Source organism: Neomelitea salexigens DSM 19753, assembly GCF_000422345.1.
Classification (GTDB): Bacteria; Pseudomonadota; Gammaproteobacteria; order Pseudomonadales; family Spongiibacteraceae; genus Spongiibacter; species Spongiibacter marinus_A.
In genome coordinates this window covers 81,760-95,091 of sequence record NZ_AULP01000004.1, presented here as the reverse complement: position 1 = coordinate 95,091, position 13,332 = coordinate 81,760, and the positions used below count along the sequence as shown (strand labels likewise).

The 13,332-nt window shown below is 55.1% G+C and carries 14 protein-coding genes and 1 tRNA gene; 10 read left to right on the top strand and 5 right to left on the bottom strand.

What is annotated here, in order from left to right; genetic code table 11:
- Window positions 1-157: 157 nt before the first annotated feature.
- Entirely contained in the window at window positions 158-580 is a 423-nt protein-coding gene (locus H573_RS0108005; RefSeq protein WP_027873808.1) for a hypothetical protein, read from the bottom strand.
- A gap of 223 nt (window positions 581-803) precedes the next feature.
- On the opposite strand from H573_RS0108005, the gene H573_RS17515 reads away from it, so the two are divergent.
- On the top strand, window positions 804-1,184 hold the full coding sequence (locus H573_RS17515) for a lysozyme inhibitor LprI family protein (protein ID WP_036256157.1): 381 nt from the start codon (window positions 804-806) through the stop codon (window positions 1,182-1,184).
- Window positions 1,185-1,207: 23 nt separating this feature from the next.
- Here the strand turns inward: H573_RS17515 and H573_RS19515 are convergent, their stop codons facing one another.
- From H573_RS19515 to rne, 3 genes are all read right to left on the bottom strand, one after another.
- Window positions 1,208-1,501, bottom strand: a complete 294-nt coding sequence (locus H573_RS19515) for a hypothetical protein (protein ID WP_154653863.1) — start codon at window positions 1,499-1,501, stop codon at window positions 1,208-1,210.
- Window positions 1,502-1,957: 456 nt separating this feature from the next.
- A tRNA-Ser gene (locus H573_RS0107995) sits at window positions 1,958-2,045 on the bottom strand.
- A 140-nt stretch (window positions 2,046-2,185) separates the two neighbouring features.
- Window positions 2,186-5,062 carry a ribonuclease E gene (gene rne, locus H573_RS0107990; protein ID WP_027873807.1) on the bottom strand — a complete coding sequence of 959 codons (2,877 nt, stop codon included), beginning with the start codon at window positions 5,060-5,062 and terminating at the stop codon, window positions 2,186-2,188.
- A gap of 522 nt (window positions 5,063-5,584) precedes the next feature.
- Between rne and rluC the strand changes: the two genes are divergently transcribed.
- Window positions 5,585-6,532 (top strand): 23S rRNA pseudouridine(955/2504/2580) synthase RluC, encoded by a 948-nt coding sequence (rluC, locus tag H573_RS0107985; protein WP_027873806.1) that lies wholly within the window; start codon window positions 5,585-5,587, stop codon window positions 6,530-6,532.
- 5 nt (window positions 6,533-6,537) lie between these two features.
- Window positions 6,538-7,176, top strand: a complete 639-nt coding sequence (locus tag H573_RS0107980; RefSeq protein ID WP_027873805.1) for an HAD family hydrolase — start codon at window positions 6,538-6,540, stop codon at window positions 7,174-7,176.
- Window positions 7,177-7,200: 24 nt separating this feature from the next.
- On the opposite strand, the gene H573_RS0107975 is transcribed toward H573_RS0107980, so the two are convergent.
- The gene (locus tag H573_RS0107975) at window positions 7,201-7,788 is read right to left on the bottom strand and encodes a Maf family protein (protein WP_027873804.1); all 588 of its coding nucleotides are present in this window, start codon (window positions 7,786-7,788) and stop codon (window positions 7,201-7,203) included.
- Between the two features lie 181 nt (window positions 7,789-7,969).
- On the opposite strand from H573_RS0107975, the gene H573_RS0107970 reads away from it, so the two are divergent.
- From H573_RS0107970 to fabF, 7 genes are all read left to right on the top strand, one after another.
- Window positions 7,970-8,497, top strand: a complete 528-nt coding sequence (locus H573_RS0107970) for a YceD family protein (protein ID WP_027873803.1) — start codon at window positions 7,970-7,972, stop codon at window positions 8,495-8,497.
- Window positions 8,498-8,518: 21 nt separating this feature from the next.
- Window positions 8,519-8,698, top strand: coding sequence for a 50S ribosomal protein L32 (gene rpmF / locus H573_RS19295; protein WP_022957239.1), 180 nt, complete (start codon window positions 8,519-8,521; stop codon window positions 8,696-8,698).
- A gap of 7 nt (window positions 8,699-8,705) precedes the next feature.
- Window positions 8,706-9,701: a phosphate acyltransferase PlsX gene (plsX, locus tag H573_RS0107960; RefSeq protein WP_027873802.1), complete on the top strand. Its 996-nt coding sequence runs from the start codon at window positions 8,706-8,708 to the stop codon at window positions 9,699-9,701.
- A gap of 56 nt (window positions 9,702-9,757) precedes the next feature.
- Entirely contained in the window at window positions 9,758-10,696 is a 939-nt protein-coding gene (gene fabD, locus H573_RS0107955; RefSeq protein ID WP_027873801.1) for an ACP S-malonyltransferase, read from the top strand.
- Between the two features lie 15 nt (window positions 10,697-10,711).
- Window positions 10,712-11,449, top strand: a complete 738-nt coding sequence (fabG, locus tag H573_RS0107950; RefSeq protein WP_027873800.1) for a 3-oxoacyl-ACP reductase FabG — start codon at window positions 10,712-10,714, stop codon at window positions 11,447-11,449.
- Window positions 11,450-11,647: 198 nt separating this feature from the next.
- Entirely contained in the window at window positions 11,648-11,884 is a 237-nt protein-coding gene (gene acpP, locus H573_RS0107945; RefSeq protein ID WP_022957235.1) for an acyl carrier protein, read from the top strand.
- 196 nt (window positions 11,885-12,080) lie between these two features.
- Entirely contained in the window at window positions 12,081-13,325 is a 1,245-nt protein-coding gene (gene fabF / locus H573_RS0107940) for a beta-ketoacyl-ACP synthase II (protein ID WP_027873799.1), read from the top strand.
- Window positions 13,326-13,332 lie beyond the last annotated feature (7 nt).

Below are 13,332 nucleotides of genomic sequence, written 5' to 3'. Positions count from 1 at the left end.
TGACGGGACTGGCTTATTGGTTTGGTAAGCCATTGAAAAGCCGCTCAAATGTTGTCGAATAGTACATTACTGAACGTTTTCTTCATCCAGCTAGTCCGCTGCCGCGAGGGTATGAATATCAGGCCACTGTTGCTGGACTGTTGGCACAAACCAGTTTTCATGCGTTTTTGTGAGCGTAGTAAACCGAGCGGTACCATGCGACTACTGAGGCGGGAACCGTGATAAGCCCATACTGCCAGGAAATTTCGTTAAACCCGCCTTCAAAAAACAACATTTCTAGCTCGATGGCCACGGCTTGAATGGCGACAAAAAACAACAATAGCGATGCCGGTAGCCGCAGGGCGAATATGCCGCAAATCAGCAGTAAAATGGCCCCGCCAGCCAAGGCCGGGACTAGTGCAACCACAAAACTGAGCCCGGCTATATAGAGCAGCTCCAGCCCGATCGATCGTGCGGCGATGGCTACGAGACCCGCATGGGCAACCGCCGCGAACACCGCCGTAGTAATGGCCGCAGGAAAGAGTTGATGAAGGTATGATGCCGTTAAGCTGACGGGCCTTTGTCCTTCACTCGAAATCATTGGTGATTCCCTTGGTTACGCGTGTCGAGGCTTGGCGTTAACTGCTCTGCCCAATCGCTGGCAATGGTAGTGATGCTCGAAACCACATTCGTTTGCTATGGTAGCGTCAAACAATGCTCGCGTCGCTGTCGGTCGTCTGTCGCGAGAGAACGTCCGGATAGTTGAAAAGGCGCTTGGTCGGTAATCGCTCAGTCTGGGCTGCGTAAAGGGAAGAGGTTGGTGGATGAAATATAGTGCGATCGCAGTCGTATTGATGCTGGGAATGGCATGTTATGCCGAGCCTATTTGTGATTTCCCGAAAGAGTATTGTGTGTCCCAGGCGGCGTTTGATGTTGCTGAGTCGAGTCTGGCCAGCACCCTGACATTGATTCAGGCGAAAATTGACGATAACGGCTTTGAGGATTTTTTGGTCGAGCGTGAGGATATTAAGCACAGCCTAGTTCAGGGCCAAGCTGCTTGGCAGAATTATCGGGATCAACATTGTGCAGCGGTCTTTCGGTTAATGAGTGGGGGTAGCTCCCGGCACGTGGACGAACTTAGTTGCATGACAGACCTCACTAACGAGCGGGTGCGCCAACTGCAGGAGCTCTACGAAGTGCAGTGATAAGAGGCTGATGTCGGTCAACCTTATTTTGGCGTGCCGAGTGTTTGCCATTTCTCAGTCGATGTAGAGCGTCGAATCTGCCAATTTTCCCCATCCTGACTGCGGTAGGCCGCGTACGTCGTGCAGCACCCTCCTGCACCCAATGCTTGGGTGCCGATTTCAATTTGAATGTACTTGCCGTCAAAGGCGAGTTGTTCTCTTACGCATTGTTGCGGCAAAAAATACGGGGCGGGTTTGAATAGCAGTGTCCAGCCCGGTGACGCGCCCCCGGCGTCTGCCAGCCGGTATACCTTGCAGTCTTTTATGCCAAAAGACACTGCTTTGCCGTGTGCCAGAGGTAGCTTAACAGGCGGTGTCGTGAAGTTTGGAGTGACATTAGCGCTGTGCGGCGGCTCACTATTTGGTGGTAGCGAAAACCCCAAACAGAGAGAGGAGAATAGCGCAAAACCGAATGATGTGACGCCGAGCGCGATCCAGCGCAACTGAGCAAGCGATGGGGGGATTGTCATGGTTACAGCTGCCTCAACGTTGACCGTTCTTGCACCTTGTTTCCTGATGCGGCCAGTTTTGATCAGTCTACCCGACTAACGCGATTTTCGCGTCGATGGCTCGCTTTAATCGCCCAATGAGCGAATAAAGTATCTCCGTAGGGGGTGTTAGTGCCGAGCTAAGCGGGAATAAAAAGCACTCAGTTGCGCTGGGATGACGTTCCAGAGCGGGGCTTTCAGTGCAGATATACGAGCAGAAGAGGGCGGTAATTACCAAGAGAAAAATGGCGGAGGGGCAGGGATTCGAACCCTGGGACGGTCGCCCGTCGCCGGTTTTCAAGACCGGTGCTTTCGACCACTCAGCCACCCCTCCGGAGAAGCCCGAGATTATACCTAGGTTTGTTTCTGAAACAAGCGTATTTCTAAAAAAGACTTATAAATCAGACGGGTGTGGCTAAAAATTAGGCAAAAAAAGCCCGGCATTTGCCGGGCTTAGGTGAGATAGCGTCAAACTTAGTTCCGAGGGTCGTTGGCCGCCCTTGGCAGCTTCGGACGATCCGGGTTAGGTTGCGCCATGATGCTTGGGTCCAGCGCTGGCGCCTGCGGTTGCGCCGTGGTGATGTCCACAGTGCCAACCGGGCTGGGTGCAACGCGCGGATCGTTGGCGGCTCTACCTTGCGGCTTGGCAACACTGCTGGGAGCGGCGGGTGACGGGGCAACATCAGGCTTGCTCGCCTCGATCGGCGCTTCGGGCTCTGATGCTGTTTCAGCCGCCGTATCCGGTGCTGACGGCTCAGCCGGTGCTTCAGCGGCTGGTTCGACGTCCTTCGCCGGCGTGTCGGACGGTGGTGTCGCTTCAGTGTCCGCTACCTCGGCTTCGGTTGCGCTGTCTTCCGTCGCTGTCGATTCGGCCTCTTCATTGCGCTTGGCTGGCGCCGGCTCGTTTTCAGTAGCGGCGTTTTCAGTTGCCTCTACCTCCACTGAGTCGTTGCTGGCGGTGTCCTTCACGTCTGCAGCCGGGGCAGTGGGCGCAGTAGCTTGGTTCGGAGTTTCCTCGCGGCGGGGGGCGGGAGTCTCTGCAGCTGTGGTGGGCGCCTCTGCCGCCGGGGCCGCTTCAGTGTTTACCTTCGCATCCTCTGCAGTCTCTTCAGCAACAATGCTGTTGCGTGCCTCTTCCGGCAAAGCATCTACGGGTGCGGCGCTGCGTTTACGTTCCTGGGGGCCGCGAGGGCGGCGGTTGCCGCGGCGACGCGGGCGATTGTTTGACTCATTGCCCTTGTTGTCGCTGTCGGCTTGATCGTTTTCCGGCTTGCGCGTGTCGTTGCTGGGCTTGTCATTACCTTTGTTCGCGGCCGTGTTGTCGCGATCATTGCGATTACGGTTGCGATTGCGGTTGTTGTTGCGGCTATCGCTGCGATTGTCACCGCGCTCGTCATTGCGCTTATCGCGGTTTTGCTTGTTGCCGCTGCGTTCAGTATTCGCTTTCGCTGTGTCGTTGTCACCCCCCTGGTTGTTGCGATTGCGCTGGTCGTTGGGGCGACGATTGCGGTTGCGGTTTTGTCCGCCGCGGTTGTTGTTGCGGTTCTGGCCACCACGGTTGTTGTTGCGGTTGCGATTATTGGCGCGGCGTGGTTCAGGAGTGGGCTCGGGCTCAGGCTCTTCGCCTTTAAAGAAGGCGGCGATACTTTTACCCAGCTTGCTGAAAAAGCCTTCTTCATCCGCTTTTTGCTCAGCAGGTTTGTTGTCGGCAGGTTTGTCGCTTGCCGGCGAGGGTGCTGGCGCTGGTGTTTTGGGTGCCAATGTGCGAACCACTGCAGCGGGTGCGGCGGCGGGCGCTTGTGGGGCCTTGATTTGCTCGTCTTCACTTTCTGCTTCAGCGGCGATTTTGTAGCTGACCTCGGCATCGCCGTCGATATCGCTCTCGCGCAGGCGGGCTACCTCGAAATGTGGTGTGTCCAGGTGTGGGGCGGGGATCACTACCACACGTACGTTACTGCGCTGCTCGATGTCGTGTATCGCTGTGCGCTTTTCGTTCAGCAGATATGAGCCAACATTGACAGGAACAATGGCGCGAATTTCGGCGCTTTTCTCCTTATTCGCTTCTTCTTCGACGAGGCGAAGAATCGACAGGGCGAGGGATTTGGTGTCGCGAATAGTGCCCTGGCCGCTACAACGTGGGCAGACTTTGGCGCTGGTCTCGCCCAGTGAGGGGCGGAGGCGTTGGCGCGACATTTCAAGCAGGCCAAAGCGGGAGATCCGCCCGGTTTGGATGCGGGCGCGGTCCGTTGCCATGGCATCGCGGACCCGGTTTTCCACTTCGCGTTGGTTTTTGGCTGCCATCATGTCGATAAAATCGACAACGATCAGGCCGCCGATATCACGCAGTCGCAACTGGCGGGCAATCTCGTCAGCCGCTTCAAGGTTGGTTTGCAGCGCTGTTTCCTCGATATCGCCGCCCTTGGTTGCTCTGGCAGAGTTAATATCGATGGAGACGAGTGCCTCTGTTGGATCGATAACGATAGAGCCGCCGCTGGGGAGCTGAACCTCGCGCTGAAAGGCCGATTCAATCTGGGACTCTATCTGGTAGCGGTTGAACAGGGGAACTTGGTCTTGGTAGTAGCGCACCTTGTTTTTAAAGTGCGGCATCACCTGTTCAACGAAGTGCATGGCTTCGTTGTAGGACTCTTCAGAATCGATCAAGACCTGGTCGATATCGTCGCGCAAGTAGTCGCGAATTGCGCGGATAATAACGTTGCTTTCCTGAAGGATAAGCACGGGTGCCTTGCGTTCTTCGCCGGCTTGCTGAATGGCTGACCACAGGTGAAGAAGGTAGTCCAAATCCCACTGCAGTTCTTCCGAGCTGCGGCCGATGCCTGCTGTGCGAACAATGACGCCCATGCTGTCTGGGATATTGATGCTGTTCAGCGCATCGCGCAAAGCAGCGCGCTCTTCTCCCTCAATGCGACGAGAAATACCGCCGGCACGGGGATTGTTTGGCATCAGTACCATGTAGCGGCCGGCGAGGCTGATAAAGGTCGTGAGTGCGGCACCTTTGTTGCCGCGCTCCTCTTTTTCAACCTGGACGATAACTTCAGTGCCTTCTTTTACCAGGTCCTTGATTTTCGCACGGCCGGAAACGTCAGAGGGGTTGCGGTAGAAATATTCTTTGGAGATTTCTTTGAGGGGAAGAAAACCGTGGCGTTCGGCACCAAAGTCGACAAAAGCGGCTTCCAGGCTGGGTTCAACGCGGGTAATTTTACCCTTGTACACGTTGGCTTTTTTCTGAACGCGGGTACGGTTCTCGATGTCCAGGTCGTAAAGACGTTGCCCGTCTACGAGGGCAACTCGCAACTCTTCTGGCTGAGTTGCGTTAATGAGCATTCTTTTCATGAGCTATCAAATCCCAAAAGCCGGGATCTGTCGGGCCGCTCACGTGATTGAGCATCTATAAGCGTTGCAATGAGTCGATTGGGCCTTATGGGCGCCGGGGCCGTTTTCGGCCAGCGTTCTCATTGTGTGCGGCATGGTCGTTTGTTGCCGCGCTTTTCTCGGCGCGATTGTTCACGCGCTGGTCGTCGTTCGTCTAATACGGTAGGCGCAGGGTATACGCGCCAAATATCGGTAACGTCTAATCGTACGTCGCTTTTACAGAGTTCTATCACATCTACGGTGCCGGCAAATCTCGGCAGCACAATGTTTTATGTACCGGCACTACGCTAAAATGCCGCCGGCACACTGTTTGTTCACGTGGTGAGGCGCTGCCAAATTCCCTATGGCGATATCTGCCTCTGTAGACGGTTGGCGGTTTTCCCTTGCAACACAGCCCTGCTGTGGCGGGAACCGGGCCCAACGGCTACGCGTCGGAATATAGCAGTATTCAGTAGTTGTCTCAATGATTTACCGAGGTTTTGAGTGAGTTCAGACGGATTAGTTAATCCCGCAGTGCGGTTTGTCACCGTGACAGGCGATTTTGCCGGCCAGAGGCTGGATAACTTTTTAATGAGAGAATTAAAAGGTGTTCCTAAGTCTAAGATTTATAACATTTTACGTCGCGGCGAAGTGCGGGTGAATAAATCTCGGGCTAAGCCGGCATATAAGCTCGTGGCGGGGGATGTGTTACGCATCCCGCCTATTCGGCTGGCGCAGCGCGAGACGGTTCCCGTGTCGACTTCGCTGGCGGCGCGGATCCGTGGCGCGGTTATCTATGAGGACGAGGGGCTGATGATTGTTAATAAGCCCTCGGGGTTGGCGGTGCATGGCGGCAGCGGTGTATTGATGGGCCTGATTGAATCCCTGCGCCAAATATACCCGGAGTCTCGGCATTTAGAATTGGTTCACCGCCTTGATCGCGACACGTCTGGTTGTGTCATGGTTTCGAAAAAAAGAAGTGTTCTTAAAGAATTGCATCAGCTTCTTCAGAAAAAACATGCGGTAGATAAGCGCTATCTTGCACTGGTGGCTGGGAGTTGGCCTGTACGCAAAAACCAGGTGAATGTGCGACTGCAGAAAAATGTTCTGCAGTCGGGTGAGAGGATGGTTCGTGCGGGCATCGAGGGAAAGGTCTCGCTCACCGAATATCGATTGCTCAAGCGTATTGAGGGTGCGAGTTTAGTGGAGGCCAGGCCAATTACCGGGCGCACCCATCAAATTCGCGTTCACTGCCAGTACGCCGGCCACCCGATCCTTGGCGACGATAAATATGGTGATGAAGCGGCGAATCAGCGATTTCGGGAAAAGGGGGTAAAGCGTTTATTCCTGCACGCCCATTCGTTGTCGTTCACTTTGGGTGGGAGGACAATTTCTGTGGAGGCACCTCTGCCGAGTGACCTACAAGCAGTTCTAGAAAGTGAGGGTAACTAGCGGCGATGCTTATTATTTTTGACTGGGATGGAACCTTGCTTGATTCATCTGACAAGATCGTGGCGTGCATGCGCCAAGCTGCTAATGATTGTGGCGTGGCGGCGCCGACCCCGGCGGAGGTGCGCGATATTATTGGCTTGGAATTGAGTCGCGCGATTGCGATGCTTTTTCCTCTACAAACTCCAGATGGGGTTGCCGAGATTCGCGACGCCTATGCGCGACGTTTTGTAGAGGCTGATCGGCAGCCTTGCTCGTATTTTGACGGGGTTGAGCGTGGCTTGCGGCGCTTGCACGCGGCGGGCCATCAGTTGTGCGTGGCAACGGGCAAAAGCCGCAAGGGCTTGAACCGGGTATTCTCGCACTTGCCGGAGGCCGCGCTGTTCACCGCCAGTCGCTGCGCCGATGAAACGGCGTCAAAGCCGGATCCGCTGATGCTGCGTGAACTGTGTGAGGCTTTGGGTGTCGCGCCGCATGACGCGGTCATGGTCGGCGATACGGAGTATGACCTGGAGATGGCTCATCGCTTTGGTATGCCGTCGATAGGGGTTAGTTACGGCGTACATCACCCCGATCGACTAAAGCAGTGGGGGCCTCGTGCCATTATTGATCATTTTGATCATCTGGATGCGGTGCTACCGCGCTAGGTAAGGCTCGCGCGGCAGAGTTGCCTAGGGGAGGGGGTGGCCCTCTTTCGTCAAAAAATCCACCAAGCGTATCAGCGGTAAGCCAATCAAGGCGTTGGGGTCGTCGCCGCTTAGGCGCTCAAATAAACTAATGCCTAATCCCTCCATTTTAAAGCCGCCGGCGCAGTCAAGCGCGGGCTCTTTGTCCACGTAGCGAGTGATCTGCTCGGTGGTCAAAGGCCGAAAAACTACGGTGAACGTGTCGACGCAGTCCTGCTGGCGGCCACTTTGGGTGTTAATTAGGCATAGGCCCGTGTGGAAGCGAAGGGTTTTGCCGGAGCAGGCTTGAAGCTGTGCAATGGTGTGGTCCCGGTCGCCGGGCTTACCCAGTGCGACGCCGTCGAGGTCTGCAACCTGATCACTGCCAATAACCAGGGCATTTCTGTGCTGAGTGGCCACGTGGGCGGCTTTCTCTTGCGCTAGGCGCAGTGCGGTCTCTGCGGGCTTTTCTGCGTTTAGCGGTGTTTCGTCGATATTCGGGGCGTGACACTCGGCAGGTATGCCGAGCTGGCTGATTAATCGCTGGCGGTAGCGCGAGCTGGAGGCGAGTACGATCCTGGTTGGGTTGGTCATTAATGCGGGGTCCGGTCAGAGCTTTTGACGAGTTTAGCAGAATCTTGGCCGCCAATTCGCGAGGGCTTGGGGGCAGTGGCTTGCCCGCGATTCTTGTGTGGGCGAAATCGCGGCGTAAGCGCCTAAAAATACGGCATTTTGCTTTGACATCGCCCAGTCAAATCCCTATGATTGCGCGCTTATGCAAAGACAGCCCCTGCCTAAGCAGCTGGATGCGAGGAAACTCTGCATCAGCGCTGCGGAAATTTGCGCGAAGATCAGCGTAAGCGAGTTACGCCGTTTTGCGGCGGGACTGGCTTCTGATAACGGCGAAGTACTGGCCGATATTAAGCTGTATCGAGATGAACAGGGGTTTTACCGAGTGGATGGGAAGGCTCGTGCCGCAGTCGAAGTGAGCTGTGAGCGCTGTTTACAGGCCATGCCTATCGAAATTGCGGCGGAATTTGCTCTCGCTATAGTGTGGACCGAAGAGCAGGCCAAAGCTTTGCCGAAGTCATTGGATCCGGTGATTTTGGGTGAGGAGCTACTGGCGCTCGACGAGTTATTGCAAGACGAGCTGATTATCAGCACGCCTTTCGTTAGCTACCACGATATAGACGATTGCAAAACCACTGCACCAACTGACTATCCCGCGCCGGAAGGCGCCGGAATTGAAGAGAAGGGCGAGTCGCCTTTTTCTGTACTGGGGTCATTAAAACCCCAAGATTAAGTGAAGAGGAATTGTTGAGCCATGGCTGTTCAGAAAAGCAAGAAGACCCGTTCTCGTCGCGGCATGCGTCGTTCACACGATGCACTGTCTAGCGCAGCGCTGTCAGTAGACCAGACTAGCGGTGAAAAGCATCTGCGCCATAACGTTACCGCTGACGGTTTCTTCCGTGGCCGTAAAGTAGTCGCTGGTAAAGACGACTAACATTTGCGTGGCATCACTGCGATTAGCCGTTGATGCAATGGGCGGAGACTTCGGTCTCCGCTCTACGATTCCCGCCTCCGTTCTCGCACTGAACGAGAATTCAGAACTTCATATCACGCTGGTAGGCGACGAGCCTGCGATACGTGCTGCCCTGGCTGATTCCAGAGCGCCCCTAGACCGTCTATCTATTGTCCATGCGCCAGATGTGGTGCTAATGGATGATAAACCTGCGTCGGCACTTCGAACAAAACGCCAGTCGTCCATGGCGATCGCTTTAGAGCTGCTTCGTGATGGCCAGGTGTCAGCAGTGCTTAGCGCTGGAAACACCGGCGCACTCGTGGCAATGAGCTGCATTATTGTCCAGCGCATGGACGGTATTCGCCGCCCTGCGATCTGCGCCCCAATCCCTTCCGACCACCATCACACCTTTATGCTGGATCTCGGCGCAAATGTCGAGTGCAGTGCTGAAGAGCTTCGCCAGTACGCAGTGATGGGCAGTGCCTTGTGCAGCGTTGTCGATGGTAATACCGCGCCTCGCGTGGGCTTATTGAACATTGGTGAGGAGCTAATAAAAGGGACCGCACTAATGCAAGACACGGCGGCGCTGTTGAGCGAGGAACCACGGCTTAACTATGTGGGCTTCGTTGAGGGTGGGGATATATTTGGCAGTGAGGTCGATGTGGTGGTTTGCGACGGTTTTGTCGGCAATATCGCCTTGAAGGTGAGCGAGGGCACGGCGTCGTTTATCAATCGAACACTGCGTGCCCAGCTGCGCGAAACCCTCCTCGGACGTTTGGTCAGTTTACTGTTGTTGCCGGTGCTAAAGCGTTTTCAAAAACGGCACGACCCGCGCTATTACAACGGCGCTGTACTGCTCGGGCTGAAAGGGGTGGTTGTGAAAAGCCATGGCAGCTCCGATGAAAAAGGCTTTCTCGCGGCAATCCAGCAAGCCGCTAGAGCAGTCGGTCAAGATCTACCAGCGCGTATCGCCGAGCATTTGTAGTGCGATGCGCCATTTAAAAATCAATAAGTGAATAGATAACAAAGGATGTACAACTGATGGAAGCAAAGAAGTTAGCATTCGTTTTTCCTGGTCAAGGTTCGCAGAAAGTCGGCATGCTGGCCGACTTGGCAGCCGCCTTTCCCCAAGTGAAAGACACCTTTGCCGAGGCCTCTGATGCGCTGGATTACGATATGTGGGCATTGGTTCAAGAGGGTGAGCAAGCCCAGCTGAATCTGACCGAGACGACGCAGCCCGTGTTGCTCACCGCTAGTGTGGCGGTGTGGCGCCTGTGGTTAGCGCAGGGTGGCCTGCGCCCGGCGATGATGGCCGGGCATAGCCTGGGTGAGTTCTCTGCGCTGGTCTGTGCCGGTGCAATCGACTTTGCTGATGCCGTGCGACTGGTTCGTGCGCGTGGCCAATATATGCAGACCGCCGTGCCCGTTGGTGAGGGCGCTATGGCGGCTGTGCTGGGTCTGGATGACGCGAAAATCGAAGAAATTTGTGCGGCAACTGAGGGCGTTGTTGAGGCGGTGAATTACAACTCGCCTGGGCAAGTGGTTGTGGCGGGCCATACCCAAGCCGTGGAAGCGGCGCTGGTTGCACTGAAGGATGCCGGCGCCAAGCGCGCGATGTTGCTGCCGGTGAGCGCCCCTTTCCATACGTCGCTGATGCGTCCAGCGGGTGAAAAGCTAGCCCAAGCCTTGGCAGAATTGACGATTAACGCGCCTGTCATTCCCGTGGTGCACAATGTTCACGCACAAACTGAAGCAAACCCGGCTCAGATCAAGGAATTGCTGACTCAGCAGATATACAGTGCGGTCAAATGGGTGTCCTGTGTGCAGACAATGACCGACTCTGGGATCGAAATGACGGTAGAGTGCGGGCCAGGTAAGGTGCTGAGTGGCTTGAATAAGCGAATTCAGAAATCGCTGCAGTGCTTGAACGTAGAGAGTCCAGAAACCCTAGAGGCCGCACTGGCTGCGGTCGCTGAATAATAAGGAAGTCGTTGTATGAGTGATAAAGTGGCATTGGTGACCGGAGCAAGTCGCGGTATTGGGCGGGCAATCGCTCTGGCACTAGGCGAGGCAGGTTACACCGTCGTTGGCACGGCTACATCGGAGTCAGGCGCAGAGTCAATATCTGCAGGCTTCGCTGAGCAGGGCGTGACGGGCTGCGGAATGGTATTGGATGTTGCGTCATCACAGTCAGTGGACGCCGTGCTTAAGGCTATTGGTGAGCAATACGGTGCACCCACCGTACTCGTGAATAACGCCGGTATTACCAAGGACAATATTATGATGCGAATGAAAGAAGAGGAGTGGTTCGATGTCATCGACACTAATCTCAACTCTCTTTATCGCATTGCAAAAGCCAGCCTGCGCGGCATGACTAAGGCGCGCTGGGGGCGAATTATCAATATCAGCTCTGTTGTGGGCTCAATGGGCAATGCTGGTCAGGCCAATTACGCCGCTGCAAAGGCCGGAATGGACGGCTTTACTCGAGCGCTTGCCCGGGAGATTGGTTCTCGTGGAATCACGGTAAACAGCGTAGCGCCGGGGTTTATTGATACCGACATGACGAAGAAATTGCCAGAGGAACAGCGTGAATCCCTCGCGGGGCAAATTCCTCTGCAGCGCCTGGGGCAGCCCGAGGAAATTGCGGCCGTTGTCGCGTTTTTGGCGAGTGATGCCGGGGCTTACATTACGGGTGAGACAATTCATGTAAATGGCGGTATGTATATGGCGTAAACATTTGAAAAATAGGGGTTTCTTTCTAGAAATGTCGAATTTTTCTGTTTTAGCTATGCACAAGCGTCGGTAGTCGATGTAGAATTAGCGTCCAAGTGCTGGGCCGTACGCATCACTATTTTCGGTGAACGACTGAGTTGCCCTAGGGTGAGTCAGGCGCTCCAAACTTTAAAAATTAATTAGGAGTCATTTAGGACCATGAGTAGCATTGAAGAACGCGTCAAGAAAATTGTGGCAGAGCAACTCGGTGTTAAGGAAGACGACGTGCAGGAGTCTGCCTCTTTTGTAGAAGATCTGGGCGCAGATTCTCTGGATACCGTTGAGCTGGTAATGGCCCTTGAAGAGGAATTTGAAACTGAAATTCCTGATGAAGAAGCCGAGAAAATCACAACTGTGAAGCTGGCCATCGATTACATCAAAGAAAATCTGCAGTAAGTTTTTCTGCACTGGCGGGAATTCCCGCCCGCAAAAAGCCGTTTCTATAAAAATAGAGCGGCTTTTTTTGTGCCTGAAGATAAAGTTTGCGCGCAGATTGCGATAGTATTCTGCCGGTAAAGGCGGTAGCTCGGTATCAGATAGCCAGTTTCTGTAGAGTTAGCGAGCATAGAAAAATAGGTAGCTGGAGGTATTCATGTCAAAGCGCAGAGTGGTGGTAACTGGATTGGGGATGGTGAGCCCACTCGGTAATTCAGTTGCAGAAAGCTGGCAGCAGATTCTCGAGGGTCGCAGCGGAGTTACTGAAATAGATAGCTTTGACACCTCCGCGTATGCAACGCGTATTGGGGCCTCGATAAAGGATTTTTCCGTCGACGAGTATATGTCGGCGAAGGAAGCGAAGCGCTTTGATCCGTTTATCCACTATGGCATTGCGGCAGCAGAGCAGGCCCTGAGTGATTCTGGGTTGGCGATACAAGACAGCAACGCGCATCGTGTAGGAACAGCTATTGGTTCTGGTATCGGCGGTATCGGCTTGATTGAAAAAAGCCGGATGACCATCGAGAAAAGCGGCCCGAGAAAACTGTCGCCGTTTACGGTGCCGGGCGCGATCATCAATATGGTGGCGGGCCTGATGGCGATCCGTCACAACCTTCAGGGGCCAAGCATCGCGATCACCACCGCGTGCACCACGGGTACCCACAATATTGGTATGGCGGCGCGCATGATCGCCTACGGCGATGCCGATGCGATGCTTGTTGGTGGTGCCGAGATGGCAACCACGCCGGTTGGCTTAGGCGGCTTTGCCGCGGCGCGGGCAATGTCGACGCGCAACGATGATCCGCAGGGCGCCAGTCGGCCCTGGGATAAAGAGCGCGATGGCTTCGTATTGGGTGACGGCGCAGGTATGTTGGTACTTGAAGAGTTGGAGTCGGCGCGGCAGCGTGGCGCGACGATTTACGCTGAGTTGAGCGGTTTTGGCATGAGCTGCGACGCCTTTCATATGACCTCGCCACCAGAAGACGGTCGCGGTGCGCTGGCGGCAATGCAAGCGGCATTGAACGATGCCCAAAAAGATGCCGCGGTACTGGATTATATCAATGCACACGGCACCTCCACAGTGGCGGGCGATGTTGCAGAAAGCCGGGCGATAGAGCGCTTAATGGGGCCGGCGGCTGATGCGGTGGCGGTAAGTTCCACTAAATCAATGGTTGGGCATCTGCTGGGCGCGGCTGGCGCTGTTGAGGCGATATTCTCGGTGCTCGCCATTCGCGATCAGGTGGCGCCGCCGACAATAAACCTACAGAAGCCGGACGAGGGTTGCACCCTAAATTACGTTCCCAACGCCGCCCAGCGGCGCCGGATTGAGCACGCCATGTCGAATTCGTTCGGTTTTGGTGGCACTAACGGCAGTTTGTTGTTCAGTCGTTATCAAGGCTGAGTTGGCG